At 71.7% G+C, this 13,744-nt stretch carries 15 protein-coding genes and 1 riboswitch; of the genes, 10 read left to right on the top strand and 5 right to left on the bottom strand.

Annotated features, from left to right (window positions below):
* The first annotated feature begins 335 nt into the window (after window positions 1-335).
* The 7 genes from ACFWYW_RS43870 (at window position 336) to ACFWYW_RS43840 (ending at window position 8,274) form a co-directional block, all read left to right on the top strand.
* Entirely contained in the window at window positions 336-848 is a 513-nt protein-coding gene (locus ACFWYW_RS43870) for an FHA domain-containing protein (protein ID WP_379623112.1), read from the top strand.
* Window positions 845-1,498, top strand: a complete 654-nt coding sequence (locus tag ACFWYW_RS43865; protein WP_379623110.1) for a MerR family transcriptional regulator — start codon at window positions 845-847, stop codon at window positions 1,496-1,498. The genes ACFWYW_RS43870 and ACFWYW_RS43865 overlap by 4 nt, the downstream gene beginning before the upstream one ends.
* 86 nt (window positions 1,499-1,584) lie before the next feature.
* The gene (locus ACFWYW_RS43860; RefSeq protein WP_090771501.1) at window positions 1,585-2,055 is read left to right on the top strand and encodes a bifunctional nuclease family protein; all 471 of its coding nucleotides are present in this window, start codon (window positions 1,585-1,587) and stop codon (window positions 2,053-2,055) included.
* Between the two features lie 147 nt (window positions 2,056-2,202).
* Window positions 2,203-2,820 (top strand): MerR family transcriptional regulator, encoded by a 618-nt coding sequence (locus ACFWYW_RS43855; RefSeq protein WP_379623108.1) that lies wholly within the window; start codon window positions 2,203-2,205, stop codon window positions 2,818-2,820.
* A 59-nt stretch (window positions 2,821-2,879) separates the two neighbouring features.
* Window positions 2,880-2,974, top strand: a riboswitch (glycine riboswitch).
* 152 nt (window positions 2,975-3,126) lie between these two features.
* The gene (gcvP, locus tag ACFWYW_RS43850; protein WP_379623106.1) at window positions 3,127-5,955 is read left to right on the top strand and encodes an aminomethyl-transferring glycine dehydrogenase; all 2,829 of its coding nucleotides are present in this window, start codon (window positions 3,127-3,129) and stop codon (window positions 5,953-5,955) included.
* A 192-nt stretch (window positions 5,956-6,147) separates the two neighbouring features.
* The gene (locus tag ACFWYW_RS43845; RefSeq protein ID WP_379623104.1) at window positions 6,148-7,305 is read left to right on the top strand and encodes an esterase-like activity of phytase family protein; all 1,158 of its coding nucleotides are present in this window, start codon (window positions 6,148-6,150) and stop codon (window positions 7,303-7,305) included.
* A gap of 171 nt (window positions 7,306-7,476) precedes the next feature.
* Complete coding sequence (locus tag ACFWYW_RS43840) at window positions 7,477-8,274, top strand: tetratricopeptide repeat protein (RefSeq protein ID WP_379623102.1); 798 nt, start codon at window positions 7,477-7,479, stop codon at window positions 8,272-8,274.
* 128 nt (window positions 8,275-8,402) lie between these two features.
* Here ACFWYW_RS43840 and ACFWYW_RS43835 read toward each other — a convergent pair whose 3' ends face one another.
* Entirely contained in the window at window positions 8,403-8,753 is a 351-nt protein-coding gene (locus ACFWYW_RS43835; RefSeq protein WP_379623100.1) for a hypothetical protein, read from the bottom strand.
* Window positions 8,754-8,836: 83 nt separating this feature from the next.
* Between ACFWYW_RS43835 and ACFWYW_RS43830 the strand changes: the two genes are divergently transcribed.
* Window positions 8,837-9,427, top strand: coding sequence for an alpha/beta family hydrolase (locus ACFWYW_RS43830; RefSeq protein WP_379623098.1), 591 nt, complete (start codon window positions 8,837-8,839; stop codon window positions 9,425-9,427).
* Window position 9,428: 1 nt separating this feature from the next.
* On the opposite strand, the gene ACFWYW_RS43825 is transcribed toward ACFWYW_RS43830, so the two are convergent.
* Together ACFWYW_RS43825 and ACFWYW_RS43820 are read right to left on the bottom strand one after the other, a co-directional pair.
* Window positions 9,429-9,620, bottom strand: coding sequence for a DUF5999 family protein (locus ACFWYW_RS43825; RefSeq protein ID WP_184963175.1), 192 nt, complete (start codon window positions 9,618-9,620; stop codon window positions 9,429-9,431).
* 212 nt (window positions 9,621-9,832) lie between these two features.
* On the bottom strand, window positions 9,833-10,393 hold the full coding sequence (locus tag ACFWYW_RS43820; protein ID WP_379623095.1) for a TetR/AcrR family transcriptional regulator C-terminal domain-containing protein: 561 nt from the start codon (window positions 10,391-10,393) through the stop codon (window positions 9,833-9,835).
* Window positions 10,394-10,499: 106 nt separating this feature from the next.
* On the opposite strand from ACFWYW_RS43820, the gene ACFWYW_RS43815 reads away from it, so the two are divergent.
* Window positions 10,500-10,898: a hypothetical protein gene (locus ACFWYW_RS43815; RefSeq protein ID WP_379623093.1), complete on the top strand. Its 399-nt coding sequence runs from the start codon at window positions 10,500-10,502 to the stop codon at window positions 10,896-10,898.
* 35 nt (window positions 10,899-10,933) lie between these two features.
* Here the strand turns inward: ACFWYW_RS43815 and ACFWYW_RS43810 are convergent, their stop codons facing one another.
* Window positions 10,934-11,998 carry a P1 family peptidase gene (locus ACFWYW_RS43810; protein WP_379623091.1) on the bottom strand — a complete coding sequence of 355 codons (1,065 nt, stop codon included), beginning with the start codon at window positions 11,996-11,998 and terminating at the stop codon, window positions 10,934-10,936.
* Window positions 11,999-12,143: 145 nt separating this feature from the next.
* On the opposite strand from ACFWYW_RS43810, the gene ACFWYW_RS43805 reads away from it, so the two are divergent.
* Entirely contained in the window at window positions 12,144-12,950 is an 807-nt protein-coding gene (locus tag ACFWYW_RS43805) for an HAD family hydrolase (RefSeq protein WP_379623188.1), read from the top strand.
* Here the strand turns inward: ACFWYW_RS43805 and ACFWYW_RS43800 are convergent.
* Complete coding sequence (locus ACFWYW_RS43800) at window positions 12,947-13,639, bottom strand: alpha/beta fold hydrolase (protein WP_379623089.1); 693 nt, start codon at window positions 13,637-13,639, stop codon at window positions 12,947-12,949. The two genes, ACFWYW_RS43805 and ACFWYW_RS43800, sit on opposite strands and share 4 nt — an antisense overlap.
* Between the last annotated feature and the right edge of the window lie 105 nt (window positions 13,640-13,744).

Genomic DNA, 13,744 nt, shown 5'->3' with positions numbered 1-13,744 from the left:
CGGATCATCGGAACGTGGCGTACCGGATCATCGAAGGGGATTCCGGAGTGTGACACGCCGGATCTTCGAGTGGATCATTGGGCCGGCATCTGGGAGGATGACCTGCCGGATTGCCCGGCAGGCAACAGGAACGTGACAGAAAGGCAGCGCGGCGGCATGGACCTTGAGGCAGACTCGGCGGTAACTTTGTCACCGTCCAAACCTGTCGTCAGGCGTCCGTCTTGACCTTCGTCGCTGATCAGCGTAAGTTGCGGCATTCGCAAACTTGAAGAGCGAAGCGAGGCGCGCCCCGAGCACCGTTGCCGCGACTTCGCGGTAGGAGGCCGAGCCGATCGATGCCGAGCGTCTACTGCACGCAGTGCGGGCACGCCAACCCCGAGGATGCCCGTTTCTGCTCCCGCTGTGGGTCACCGCTGACCAGACCCGAGGTCGCCGGGGACACCACTTCGACCATCTCGGTCGCGGGAATCGAGGCGTACGAGGCGGAGACCGGTGAGTTCATGCTCGCCGAGCGGGCCCTGGTGGAGCAGCTGCCTCCGGGCACCGCGCTGCTCACGGTCACCAGGGGTCCCAACGTCGGCAGCCGCTTCCGGCTCGACAAGGACCTCACCACGACCGGGCGCCACCCCGAGAGCGACATCTTCCTCGACGACATCACCGTCTCGCGCCGGCACGTGGAGTTCTACCGCCACCACGGCGGCCAGTTCTCCGTGCGCGACGTGGGCAGCCTCAACGGCACCTACGTCAACCGCGAGCGCATCGAGGAGGTGCCGCTGCACTCCGGCGACGAGGTGCAGATCGGCAAGTTCCGGCTGGTCTTCCTGATGCGGACCGCCGTCGCGGGATGACCTCTCAGGCGGCCCGCTCGCACATGAGCATCGGGGAGGTGCTCGGCCTGCTGCACGCCGAGTTCCCCGACGTGACGATCTCCAAGATCCGTTTTCTGGAGGGGGAGGGGCTCATCGAGCCCGAGCGCAGCCCGTCCGGCTATCGCAAGTTCACGCATCTGCACGTGGAGCAGCTGCGTTTCATCCTGCGCGAGCAGCGTGATCACTATCTCCCGCTGCGCGTGATCAAGGACAAGATGGCCGAGTCGTTCGGGCGGCCGCACGCCGTACAGGAGACCTCGGAGGTACGGCTCAGCCGCGCCGAGCTCCTGGAGGCGGCGGGGCTGAGCGAGGAGACGCTCACCGAGCTGGAGGACTACGGCCTGCTGGCCCCCGTCGCGCGCCGCTACGACGAGGACGCGCTCCAGGTGGCGCGAAGCGTCGGCGCCCTGGCCAGGTTCGGCCTGCACGCCCGGCACCTGCGGGCGGTCAAGGCGGCGGCCGAGCGTGAGGCGGGGCTGGTGGAGCAGACCGTCGCGCCCATACTCAAACGCCGCAGGCCCGGCGCGATCGGGGAGGCCGACGAGGTGGGCAGGGAGCTGTCCGCACTTCTTCTCGACCTGCACGCGGCCCTGCTGCGCGCGGGCGTACGGAGTGTCCTGGGCCGATGAAGAGGCCACCGGCGCACCCCCAGGTGTCCGCCGGGTGTTACGTTGAATTGCATAAGAGCGGTCAGGTGTCGGATACGGAGCAGCCCGTGTTGCAGATGGAGGTAGTGGGCGTTCGCGTTGAAATGCCCACAAATCAGCCGATCGTCTTGCTCAAGGAGGCACACGGAGAGCGGTTCCTGCCGATCTGGATTGGGATGACCGAGGCGACCGCCATCGCGCTGGCCCAGGCCGAGGAGCCGCCGCCGCGACCCCTCACGCACGACCTGTTCCGCGACGTGCTCAGCGCGCTCGGCGTCGGCCTGCGCGCGGTCAACATCGTCGCGCTGCGTGACGGCATCTTCTTCGCCGATCTGGTCTTCTCCAACGGCGTCGAAGTGAGCGCCAGGCCGTCCGACTCCATCGCGCTCGCCCTGCGCACCGGTGCCCGGATCTTCGCCAGCGAGGAGGTCGTGCAGGAAGCCGGTGTGATCATTCCTGACGACCAGGAGGACGAGGTGGAGAAGTTCAGGGAGTTCCTTGACACGATCACGCCCGAGGACTTCGGCAGGGCGGGGTAGGTATTTCAGTGAATTTACGCTTCACGACGCGCCGAGCCGGATCGTTGACTGCGCTTGGTCACGGTCCTACGGTGCAAGTGAAACCCGTGGTCGCGCGTTGCGAACCCCCAGATCAGGCCGCGGGATGAGAGAAAGCCGGAGGTCCGCGTGGCGGTCAGCAGCGGCGAGGGAAAGACGGCCGGCCAGGAAGATCCGGTGCGGCGCGAGAGCGCGCGGCAGCGTGCCGGAGAGCAGGGCCTGCTCTTCGACGACGCCCCCGCGACACTTCCGGGTGACATCGGCTACCGGGGCCCGACGGCCTGCTCGGCGGCCGGCATCACCTACAGGCAGCTGGACTACTGGGCCAGAACCGGCCTGGTCGAGCCCACGATAAGGGCCGCCCAGGGCTCCGGCTCGCAGCGCCTGTACAGCTTCCGCGACATCCTGGTGCTCAAGGTCGTCAAGCGGCTGCTGGACACCGGAGTCTCGCTCCAGCAGATCCGCACCGCCGTACAGCATCTGCGTGATCGAGGCGTCGCCGACCTCGCGCAGATCACGCTCATGAGCGACGGCGTCAGCGTCTACGAGTGCACCTCCGCCGACGAGGTCATCGACCTGTTGCAGGGCGGTCAGGGCGTGTTCGGGATCGCGCTGGGCAAAGTCTGGCGGGAAGTCGAGGGGTCGCTCGCGGAGCTGCCGGGGGAACGAGCCGCGGCCGGTGACGACCCGGCCGACCACCCCGCGGACGAGCTGGCGCAGCGGCGTCGCGCGCGCAAGATCGGATAGCTGAGCGTGCCGGAACGCCTGACGCGGTCCGGCGTAGTAATCTAGGTCCCGAAGGCTGACGACCCCGTGCGGGAGAGTCCCCGACCCTGAGTCGGGGCGCCGAAGGAGCAACCCTCCCCGGAATCTCTCAGGCAACCGGTACCGCTCGGGTGAGGCAACTCTGGAAAGCAGGCACGCCAGCCAGGCGCGCCTCACCGACGGTGCAAGCCCCGCCCGCGGGGTGAAGCTCTCAGGTCCCATGACAGAGGGGGAGACCCGGCCACCGCGCCCCGGCGCCGGTCTCCATCGCCTCGGGAGGGCACCCTCATGACCGACCTGACAGCACCTCCGTTCTCCACCCGCCACATCGGGCCCTCGGCCGACGAGCAGCAGCGGATGCTGGAGGCCGTCGGCTTCGAGTCGGTCTCCGATCTGGTGGCGGTGGCGGTGCCCGAGGCCATCAGGGCCAAGGACCAGCTGAAGCTGCCCCCGGCGGCCAGTGAGAGCGAGGTCATCGCCGAGCTGCGCGAGCTGGCCGGCCGCAACCGCGTGCTCACCTCGATGATCGGCCTGGGCTACCACGACACGATCACGCCCGCGGTGATCCGCCGCAACCTGCTGGAGAACCCCGGCTGGTACACCGCGTACACGCCCTACCAGCCCGAGATCTCGCAGGGCCGCCTCGAGGCGCTGCTCAACTTCCAGACGGTGGTCTCCGACCTCACCGGCCTCGACGTGGCCGGCGCCTCCCTCCTGGACGAGGGTACGGCCGCCGCCGAGGCGATGACCCTGGCCCGCCGGGCCGGCAAGTCCAAGAGCCCCGTGTTCGTCGTCGACGCCGACGCCCTCCCGCAGACCAAGGCCGTGCTGGCCACCCGCGCCGAGCCGCTGGGCATCGAGCTCGTCTACTCCGACCTCGACGGCGAGCTGCCCGAGTGTTTCGGGGTGCTGGTGCAGTACCCGGGCGCCTCCGGCCGCGTGCGCGACTTCCGCGCGCTGGCCGAGCGCGCGCACGGCGCCGGCGCCCTCGTGGTCGCCGCCGCCGACCTGCTCGCCCTCACGCTCATCGCCGCGCCCGGCACGCTCGGCGCCGACATCGCGATCGGCTCCTCCCAGCGCTTCGGCGTGCCGTTCGGGTTCGGCGGGCCGCACGCCGCGTACATGTCCGTGCGCGAGGGGCTGCAGCGGCAGATGCCCGGCCGCCTGGTCGGGGTCTCGGTGGACGCCGACGGCGCGCCCGCCTACCGCCTGGCCCTGCAGACCCGCGAGCAGCACATCCGCCGGGAGAAGGCCACCTCCAACATCTGCACCGCCCAGGTGCTGCTGGCCGTCATCGCCGGCATGTACGCGGTCTACCACGGGCCGGCGGGCCTGCGGCGGATCGCCCGCCGTACCCACGCCCACGCCGTGACGCTCGCCGAGGTGCTGCGCGCGGGCCGTGTGGAGGTCGTGCACGGCGAGTTCTTCGACACCGTGACCGCCCGCGTGCCCGGCAGGGCCGCGCAGGTCGTCGCCGAGGCCGCCGCCCGCGGCGTCAACCTCTGGCAGATCGACGCCGACCACGTCTCGGTCTCCTGCGACGAGAAGACCGAGCTCGCCCACCTGGAGCAGGTCGCCGCCGCCTTCGGCGTCTCCGCCGGGCTCAGCGACCTGGCCGGTGACGACGCGCTGCCCGCCGCGCTCGCCCGCGAGGACGACTACCTCTCCCACCCGGTCTTCCACAGCCACCGCTCCGAGACCGCGATGCTGCGCTACCTGCGCAAGCTGCAGGACAAGGACATCGCCCTCGACCGTTCGATGATCCCGCTGGGCTCGTGCACGATGAAGCTCAACGCGACCACCGAGATGGAGCCGATCACCTGGCCCGAGTTCGCGGCCGTCCATCCCTACGCCCCGGCCGAGCAGACCGAGGGCTACCTGGAGCTGATCGGCACGCTGGAGTCCTGGCTGGCCGAGGTGACCGGCTACGACGCCGTCTCCATCCAGCCCAACGCCGGCTCGCAGGGCGAGTTCGCCGGACTGCTGGCCATCCGCGCCTACCACCAGGCGGGCGGCGACACGGCCCGCGAGGTCTGCCTCATCCCGTCCTCCGCCCACGGCACCAACGCCGCCAGCGCCGTCATGGCCGGCATGCGCGTCGTCGTGGTCGCCTGCGACGACGAGGGCAACATCGACCTCGCCGACCTCGACGCCAAGATCGCCAAGCACCGCGACGCGCTGGCCGCGATCATGGTCACCTACCCGTCCACGCACGGCGTGTACGAGGAGACCATCACCGAGATCTGCGCCAAGGTCCACGAGGCCGGCGGCCAGGTCTACGTCGACGGCGCCAACCTCAACGCCCTCGTCGGCCTGGCCAAGCCCGGCGAGTTCGGCGCCGACGTCTCCCACCTCAACCTGCACAAGACCTTCTGCATCCCGCACGGCGGCGGCGGTCCCGGCGTCGGCCCGGTCGCCGTCCGCGCGCACCTGGCCGCCTACCTGCCCGGTCACGCGCTGCGTCCCGGCTCGCCGGTCGGCGCGGTCTCGGCCGCCCCGTACGGCTCCGCCGGCATCCTGCCCATCTCCTGGGCCTACATCAGGATGATGGGCGGCGAGGGCCTCAAGGCCGCCACCGAGCAGGCCATCCTGTCGGCCAACTACCTGGCCCGCCGCCTGGCCCCGCACTACCCGGTCCTCTACACCGGCCGTGGCGGCCTGGTCGCCCACGAGTGCATCATCGACCTGCGCCAGATCACCAAGGAGACCGGCGTCACCGTCGACGACGTGGCCAAGCGCCTCATCGACTACGGCTTCCACGCGCCCACGATGTCCTTCCCGGTGGCCGGCACGCTGATGATCGAGCCGACCGAGAGCGAGGACCTGGCCGAGCTCGACCGCTTCGCCGACGCCATGGTCGCCATCCGCGGCGAGATCGCCAAGGTGGCCTCGGGCGCCTACGACAAGGACGACAACCCGCTGCGCAACGCCCCGCACACCGCCGAGGCGGCCACCTCCGACACCTGGGCGCACCCCTACACCCGCGCCGAGGCCGCCTACCCGGTCAGCTCGCTGCGCGACGGCAAGTACTGGGTGCCGGTGCGCCGCATCGACCAGGCCTACGGTGACCGCAACCTGGTCTGCGCCTGCCCGCCGCTGGAGGCGTACGAGGACTGAGGTTGACGAAGGCCCCCGAAGGCCCCGGGAAGCGCTTTGTGCCTTCCCGGGGCCTTCGACGGTCCGGGCTCGGGAGCCGACGGTAAAGGCTGCCGGAGCGGCGGCATGTCCTCATGACTTTCCTCTTGATCCACGCTCTCATGTGCTTGCTCAGGCCCCGACGGGGCCCGTTTCCAAGCCGTGGAGAAGTGAATGATCCTTCGGGGAAGATCGGTGAAGGCCGCCCTGGCTCTGGCGCTGGCGGTCAGCGCGCAACTCGTGGCCACCCCGCCGTCGAGCGCCGCCTCCGCCCCGCAGCAGGGGCTCAGAATCACCCGTTTTCTCGGTGAGCAGCGCCTTCCGCACAAGATGGAGTTCGAGGGCACGGTCGTCGGCGGCCTGTCCGGCATCGACCGCGACCCGCGGACCGGCACCTGGTACTTCATCTCCGACGACCGCTGGCGCTACAACCCCGCCCGCTTCTACACCGGTGCCCTCGACATCGACCGGCGCACCGGCGCGTTCACCGGAGTACGGCTGACCGGCGCCACCACGCTCCTGCGCCCGGACGGAACCCCCTACCCCGGGTACGGCAAGCCCGAGTCCGCCGACCCGGAGACGATCCGCTTCGACCGGTGGAGCCGCAATCTGCTCTGGGGCCACGAGGGCGACCGGCCGGACGCCCGCAACCCCGGCATCCCGCTCGCCGACCTGTTCGTCCGCTGGGCCGGGCGCGACGGGCGGCACCTGGGCGAGCTCCCGCTGCCCGGCAACCTGAAGGTCACCGGCACGGACAGCGGCCCGCGGCGCAACTTCGGGTTCGAGGGGCTGACGTTCGCGCCGACCACGATCGCCGCCATCGTGGAGGGCCCCCGCTACGAGGACGGCGAGCCGCCCACCGTCGAGTCCGGCGCTCCGGCCCGGATCACCGTGTGGGGCCGCGACGGCCGGCTGCGCGGGCAGTACGCCTACCCGATCGACCCGCTGCCCGCCGCCCCGATCCCGCCGGACGGCGCCACCGACAGCGGCGTGTCGGAGATCCTGGCCCTCGACGACCACCGCTACCTGGCCCTGGAGCGCTCCTGGATCGAGGGCGTGAACTACAAGGTCAAGCTCTACGAGATCGACCTGCGCCGGGCCACCGACGTCCAGGACAGGAACAGCCTGGCGACCGGGCGCCCCTACCGGCCCGTCTCCAAGCGGCTGGTCATGGACCTGGAGAACGTCAGGGCACCGGTCCAGAACCTGGAAAGCCTGGCCTGGGGGCCGCGCCTGGCCACCGGCGAGTGCACGCTGGTGATCGGCAGCGACGACAACTTCGACCAGCGGGAGGTCACCCAGTTCCTGGCGTTCGGCGCCCGGGGCTGCTGAGGTCCTCATGTCTGCCGTCGTGGCGTCTGTCATGGGCCGCCTTGGGTGTTCGTCACGGCGGCAGGCAACAAGAGCGTGTCCATCAGGGATAGATGAGGACAGGCCGAGTTGCGAGACGTGATCGCCCCGAGTCGTTAGGCTCGGGGCGATCAACGTTCAGAAGGAGCCTCCTTGACACCCCCAGACGTCGACGCGTCCCCGCTGGAACACGCCAGGAGGCTGGCCGAGGGCGGTGATCTCGATGCGGCGGCGGCCATCCTGTCCGAGCTGGCCGCCGACCCCGCGGGGCCCGACCGGGCGCAGGCCGCGGTGGGGCTGGCGGTCGTGCTGGAGCAACGGGGCGACGCCGAGGGCGCGCGGGCGGCCGCCCGGGTGGCGCTGTCGACCGGCCATCCCGAGTACGGCGCGCAGGCCGCCTGCCACCTGGCCCAGGGCTTCGAGCGCGAGAACCGGCCGGAGCAGGCCAGAGGCGCCTGGCAGGCGGTGCTCGGCATGGGCGCCCCCGAGTACGTGGCGCTGGCGCGGCTGGGGCTGGCCAGGCTGGCCGTACAGCGGGACGACCTGGAGGCGGCGGAGGAGGAGCTGCGCGCGGCGATCGGCGCCGGAGACCCGCACCTCGGCGCGCGGGCCGCCCAGCAGCTCGGCGACCTGCTGCTGCTCCAGGGCGAGCCGGGCGAGGCCGCGGACGTGCTCATGGCCGCGCTGCACGACGCGCCGGCCGCGGAGGTGGCCAGGCTGCGGGTCCAGCTCGGGATCGCCCACCTGGAGCTGGCGTGCGCGGAGTTCGCGGGCGCGGTGGAGGACGGCGACGAGCCGGGCACGAGCGCGCTGGCCATCGAACTGCTGGCGCGCACGCTGCCGCTGCGCGGGCGCGCCGAGGACGCCGACCGGGTCTGGAGCTACGGACTCAACCACACCGACCAGGCACTGGCCGAAGAGGTCCGCCTGCGCCTCGACCGCGACGGCTGACCGCCCGGCCCCCGCCGGGCACAGCGCCGCCCCCGCCGGGCGTACCTGCTCCCGGCGGGGCGTACCTGCTCCCGGCGGGTCTACCGCGGGCCACGGAGCCCTCGTACCCGTGGCAGAGCGGTGTGCGGTCAGCGGCCGCGCATGATGGCGACGGCCGCCACCACGTTCACCATGATGATCGCCAGCCATGCCATGACCAGGCCGGCCGGACCGGCCGCCGAGGCGGCGATGGCCGTGAGCGGGATGCCGAGGGCCAGCGAGCCGAGCGCGATGGGGATCAGCGATGAGCTGCTCGATTTGTGGTTCTTGCCGGGTCTGGGGCGGTGGGTGTCGAGTTCGGCGCGCACCCGGGCGGCGATCGTGGCGTCCAGCCGCTCCACGAACGATTCCACCAACGCCTGCTCGTATTCGGGACCGAGATCGCGCCGGGCGTCGAGAGTCGCCTGCAGCTCGTCGCGGAGAGGACGCATGTCTGCCATACCGAGATTGTCCCCTCCCGGCGGCGCGCCGTCATCCCACCTGAGAGCCAGGTCGCGCCTCCTCCCCGAGTACCGTTGTCGCCATGGAGATCACCACTGCGCGCGGTCCCGCGCGGGTCGACCTCGACGAGGTCCGGCGGCCGAAGCTGCTGCTGGTGCTGACGCACGGTTCCGCGGGCACGGTGGACGCGCCCGACCTGCTGGCGGTGCGCGAGCACGCGCTGGCCGCGGGCGTGAGCGTGGCCAGGGTGACGCAGCCGTTCCGGCTGGCGGGGGCCAGGGCGCCGGGCTCGCCGGAGCGGCAGGACGAGGCGTGGGAGGTCGTCGTGGCGGCGCTGGTCGCGCGCTTTCCCGGCCTGCCGCTGGTGCAGGGCGGGCGGAGCAACGGGGCCCGGGTGGCCTGCCGTACGGCGCGGCGGGCGGGCGCGGCGGCCGTGGTGGCGCTGGCGTTTCCGCTGCATCCGCCGGGGCGGCCGGAACGTTCCAGGGCGGGGGAGCTGCGCGAGGCGGGCGTCGACGTGCTCGTGGTCAACGGGGACCGGGACCCGTTCGGGGTGCCGGACCCGGCAGACGCCGCTGAGCTGGTCGTCCTGCCGGGGGAGGGACATGATCTGAAGAAGGACCCCGGGAAGGTGGGCGAGATCGTCGCCCGCTGGATCGTGCGTTACGCGTAGGTCAGGCGGCGCCCACGGCGGGACGGTGCGGTGCGATGACGATGCCGCCGGGCAGGAGCTCCCCGGTGTCCTCGAACAGGACGACGCCGTTGCAGAGGAGGCTCCACCCCTGCTCGGGGTGGCAGGCGAGGGTTCGTGCTGCCTCGCGGTCGGGCGCCTCGGCAGACGGGCAGACCGGGTCGTGCGGGCACATCGGCGTGCCTCCGATATCTCGTGAATGGCTCCCATGTCGCACTGAGCTGACGGGGAGCGGCTCGGCTTGTTCGTTTCTAGCAAGTGTGCGACGTGGGTCACACAAACCGACATAGCCCGTTCGGGCGGTTAGTGGAGGGTGCCCCGGGTGAGTCTGTGACCTACGACACAGCGTGTCTTAAGCAGGATAACGGTCCAAGCGCGACACGCCGACTAAATTTGCAGTCCTTTGATGAGTGCGTCGAGGCCGCGCTCGAAGTCGGCGTCGGCTCGCTCGTCGCGGCGGGTCCAGGTGTCGACCTCCGGATCGGCCCAGCCGGACTGCTGGACCTCGACCGCGACGCTGCCGAAGACGAAGGCGCGCATGGTGCGTACAGCCTCGGCGGCGGCGGGCAGGCCGGCGTCGGCGAGTTGCTCGGTCTGGTCTCTGATCGAGACCGTGGTGGCGCCCTTGGGCGGCTTGGTCAGGGCGAGGGCGAGCACGCCGGGGTGGTCGCGCAGCGCCTCGCGCCCGGCCCTGCACCAGGCCTTGGCCGTCTCCTGCCAGCTCGAACCCGCCTCGACCCGGACGGCGGTGACGTGCTCGGCCAGGGCGTCCATCAGCGCGTCCTTGCCGCGGGGCAGGTGGTGGTAGATGGCCATGGCCTCCACCTCCAGCGCGTCGCCGAGGCGGCGCATGGTGAGCCTGCGCAGGCCCTGGCTGTCGGCGATGTGCAGCGCGGCGTCGATGATGCGCTCGCGGGACAGGGGTACGGGCGGTCGCTTCGCGGGCATGTTAGAAATCTACTATGTAAAGGCGCCGGGCCGGGTCCGATTACGGCCCGTGTCCCGCGACGGCGTACGCTACGCCTGATACGCAGCGTTGAGAAAGGCAGAGTCGATGGCGTTTTTCCGTCCCCGGGTGAGCCGCGAGGCCGAGGTGCGCTACCACGCGGACATCGAGATCTCCAAGACCTTCCCGGAGCTGCTGGCCAAGGCCCGCGAGGCCGAGCTGACCGTGCGTGAGCTGCGGGCCGCCGACGTCGACGACATCGAGCTGCTGGCCGCGGGCCGGGCCTTCGACAAGGCGCTGACCGAGGCGCTGCGCGGCGCGGAGGCGGGCCAGCGGGCCACGTTCGGCGTCAAGGCCTACGACGACCGCATCGCCCGCCGCAAGGCCAAGGCCACGCCCGCCGGCGCCGAGTGGAGCGCCGAGGTGGAGCGCCTGCGCACGCTGCGCGAGGAGAACCGCATGTGGGGCATGCCGCGCGTGCCGCGGGCCATCCCGGCCACGTTCTGACCAGCCCTGGTTGAGGGTACGGCGGCGCCGTACCCTCAGCGGGAGAGCAGTTCCGTCAGACGGTCGAGCGGCAGGGCGGGGGAGCGGTGGCCGTCGCGGCCGATGCTCTCCTCGGCGCCGGTCAGCGCGTTGAGCACCGCCTCCTCCACCGCCTCGACGACGGCCGTGTAGAAGGGGTCCATGCGGCCCCACGGCACGAACCGCAGCGTCTCGTAGTCGTCACCGGCGGCGAACCCGCTGGCCAGCGCCCCTTCGTTGGCGGTGGAGAAGGCCAGGAAGATGTCGCCGGAGAAGTGGCTGCCGGTGGTGCCGGTCCTGGCCAGGCCCATCGGCACCCGGCGCGCCAGCGCCTTGCACTGGCCGGGCAGCAGCGGCGCGTCCGTGGCCACCACGACGATCACCGAGCCCGCGCCGGCCCGTGCCCGCGCGTGCTCCTCCATGGGGTTGTCGTCGAGAAGGTCCTGCCCGACGCGCACCCCGGCCACGGTCAGCTCGGACCGTCTGCCGAAGTTGGCCTGGACGAAAGCGCCGACCGTGTAGGTGTCGGCGGCGTGCTCGACCAGGCGCGAGGCGGTTCCCGAGCCGCCCTTGAAGCCGTAGCAGTTCATGCCGGTGCCGCCGCCGGTGTTGCCTTCGGCGACCGGCCCGCCCGCGGCCGACTCGATGGCCTGGGCGGCGTGCTCGGGGCGGACGTGGGGGCCGTTGATGTCGTTGAGGTAGCCGTCCCAGGTCTCGGCCACGACCGGCAGCAGCCACTCGGCGCCGAGCGCGGGGTGGGCGGCGACGACCCAGTCGATGACGCCGCGGTGCACGGTGCCGACGGCGTGGGTGTTGGTGATCGCGACGGGCAGCGTCAACGCGCCGCTCTCCTCGATCCACGTCACGCCGGTCATCTCGCCGTTGCCGTTGAGGGAGTAGACGCCGGCCGCGCACGGCACGCCGACCCCGTCGCGGCCTCTGGGCAGGATGGCGGTGACCCCGGTGCGGGCCGCGCCCTCGGTCAGCGTGACGTAGCCGACCTGGACACCGGGTACGTCGGTGATGGCGTTGGCGGGACCGGGGCGGCCCTGCAGGGCGATGGGAAGCTCACGAGCGCGCACCCGGCCATCCTACGGAAGGCGATCACCGGGAGAACAGGGGCGCGATCCGGCTGAGCGCTGGGACTGGGCCGGTGCCTTCATTGACAGGTGATCGTCTCCGTGCGGACGATGGTTCACGATCCAGGCCCTCTGGAGGTGAACCGTTCTGACGGGATTTCCCCGCCTCATCGCCACCGACCTCGACGGCACGGTCGTGCGTGCGGACGGCACGGTGTCCGCGCGCGTGGTGGCCGCCTTCGCCGCGGCGGAACGGCTGGGCGCGCGCGTCGTCTTCGTCACCGGCCGCCCGCCGCGGCTGATCCACGAGATCGCCCCCGCCTTCGGCCACCACGGCGTGGCCATCTGCTCCAACGGCGCGCTCGTCTACGACCTGGGCGCCCGCCGGGTCGTCGAGGAGCACGCCATCCCGCCCGAGGTGCTGGGGGAGGCCGCCGCCCGCCTGCGCGCCGCCGCTCCCGGCATCGGCATCGCGGTCGAGTACGCCGCCACGCTGGCCGCCGACGAGCTGTACGAGCCGTGGGACTGGGATCGCGGCATCACGCTGGTGCGGATGGCCGACCACGAGCTGTTCGGCAGGCCGGGCCCCAAGCTGCTGGGCCGTCACCCGACGCTGCCGGCCGACGAGCTGCTCGCGCTGGCCGCGCCCGAGCTGGCCCCGATCGTCACCGTCTACCACTCCAACGGATCACGCCTGGTCGAGGCGATCGCCGCCGGGGTGAGCAAGGCCTCGGCCCTGATGTCCTACGCCGCGGGGCTGGGCATCGGGGCCGATGAGGTGGTCGCGTTCGGTGACATGCCGAACGACCTGCCCATGCTGGCCTGGGCGGGCACGTCGTACGGCATGGCCAACGGGCACGCCGACGTGCTGGCGGCCGTGGACCATGTGATCGGCTCCATCGACGAGGACGGCGTCGCCCTGGAGCTGGAACGCCTGGCGGCGGCCGTGGGCTAACCCCGCGGGGTCTCGGCCCAGCCGGCGGCGAGGCGGGTGAACAGCTCGGGTTGTTCGAGGTTCCAGAGGTGCCCGGCGCCCGGGATCACGCGCAGTTCCGCCTGGGGGAGTCCGGCGGCCAGGACCTCGGCGGGCGCGAGGTTGGCCTTGTCCTTCTCGCCGACGAGTACCAGGGCGGGCGCCTTGATCTCGGCGAGCCTGGGCCGCAGGTCGAGCTCGCCCAGTTCGCGCAGCCCGGTGAGCAGCGCCGCCTTGCCCGCCGTCCGCAGGTCCTCGGCCGCGGTCGCGGTGTGCTCGGGGCGGCCGCCGGAGTACATGCCCTTCATCATCGACACGATCATCGCGGTGGGCAGCAGCCCCATCACGGTGCGCTGGAGGCCGTCGCCGCCGGTCGGGGCCGCGACGCCGCCGGACAGGACGAGGCTCGCGACCTTCTCCGGTTCTGCCAGGGCCGTCAGGAGGGCGACGCTCACCGATCCGGAGATCCCGACGAGGTGGACCTGTTCCTCGGCGGCCAGCAGCTCGCGGACCGAGCGCACGGCGGCGTCCAGGGAGAACGGGCCGGGGCTGGAGTGGTGGCCCGGCAGGTCGGGGGTGAGCACCCGGTGCCGCCGGGACAGTTCGGCGACCTGGGGTGACCAGGCCCGCCGGCTGGAGCCGAAGGCATGGAGGAGGACAAGGGTCGACATGGGGCCCCAAACCGGTAGAAAGGCTGTTGGACCGGGAGGATAGCCCAGTTAATGGCGTTGGGCGACGTACCGGTCAGAGGGGGCGGCGGCCACCGTCGATGATCA

Source organism: Nonomuraea sp. NPDC059023, assembly GCF_042740095.1.
In the GTDB taxonomy this organism is placed as follows: Bacteria; Actinomycetota; Actinomycetes; order Streptosporangiales; family Streptosporangiaceae; genus Nonomuraea.
The sequence above is the reverse complement of the archived record's forward strand: the minus strand, read 5'-3'. Positions and strand labels throughout refer to the sequence as shown.

Bases quoted from the DNA above. Each gene is read 5' to 3' on its own strand.
- ACFWYW_RS43870 (WP_379623112.1), top strand. From the start codon at position 336: ATGCCGAGCGTCTACTGCACGCAGTGCGGGCACGCCAACCCCGAGGAT.
- ACFWYW_RS43865 (WP_379623110.1), top strand. From the start codon at position 845: ATGACCTCTCAGGCGGCCCGCTCGCACATGAGCATCGGGGAGGTGCTC.
- gcvP (WP_379623106.1), top strand. From the start codon at position 3,127: ATGACCGACCTGACAGCACCTCCGTTCTCCACCCGCCACATCGGGCCC.
- ACFWYW_RS43845 (WP_379623104.1), top strand. From the start codon at position 6,148: ATGATCCTTCGGGGAAGATCGGTGAAGGCCGCCCTGGCTCTGGCGCTG.
- ACFWYW_RS43835 (WP_379623100.1), bottom strand. From the start codon at position 8,753: ATGGCAGACATGCGTCCTCTCCGCGACGAGCTGCAGGCGACTCTCGAC.
- ACFWYW_RS43830 (WP_379623098.1), top strand. From the start codon at position 8,837: ATGGAGATCACCACTGCGCGCGGTCCCGCGCGGGTCGACCTCGACGAG.
- ACFWYW_RS43825 (WP_184963175.1), bottom strand. From the start codon at position 9,620: ATGTGCCCGCACGACCCGGTCTGCCCGTCTGCCGAGGCGCCCGACCGC.
- ACFWYW_RS43820 (WP_379623095.1), bottom strand. From the start codon at position 10,393: ATGCCCGCGAAGCGACCGCCCGTACCCCTGTCCCGCGAGCGCATCATC.
- ACFWYW_RS43815 (WP_379623093.1), top strand. From the start codon at position 10,500: ATGGCGTTTTTCCGTCCCCGGGTGAGCCGCGAGGCCGAGGTGCGCTAC.
- ACFWYW_RS43800 (WP_379623089.1), bottom strand. From the start codon at position 13,639: ATGTCGACCCTTGTCCTCCTCCATGCCTTCGGCTCCAGCCGGCGGGCC.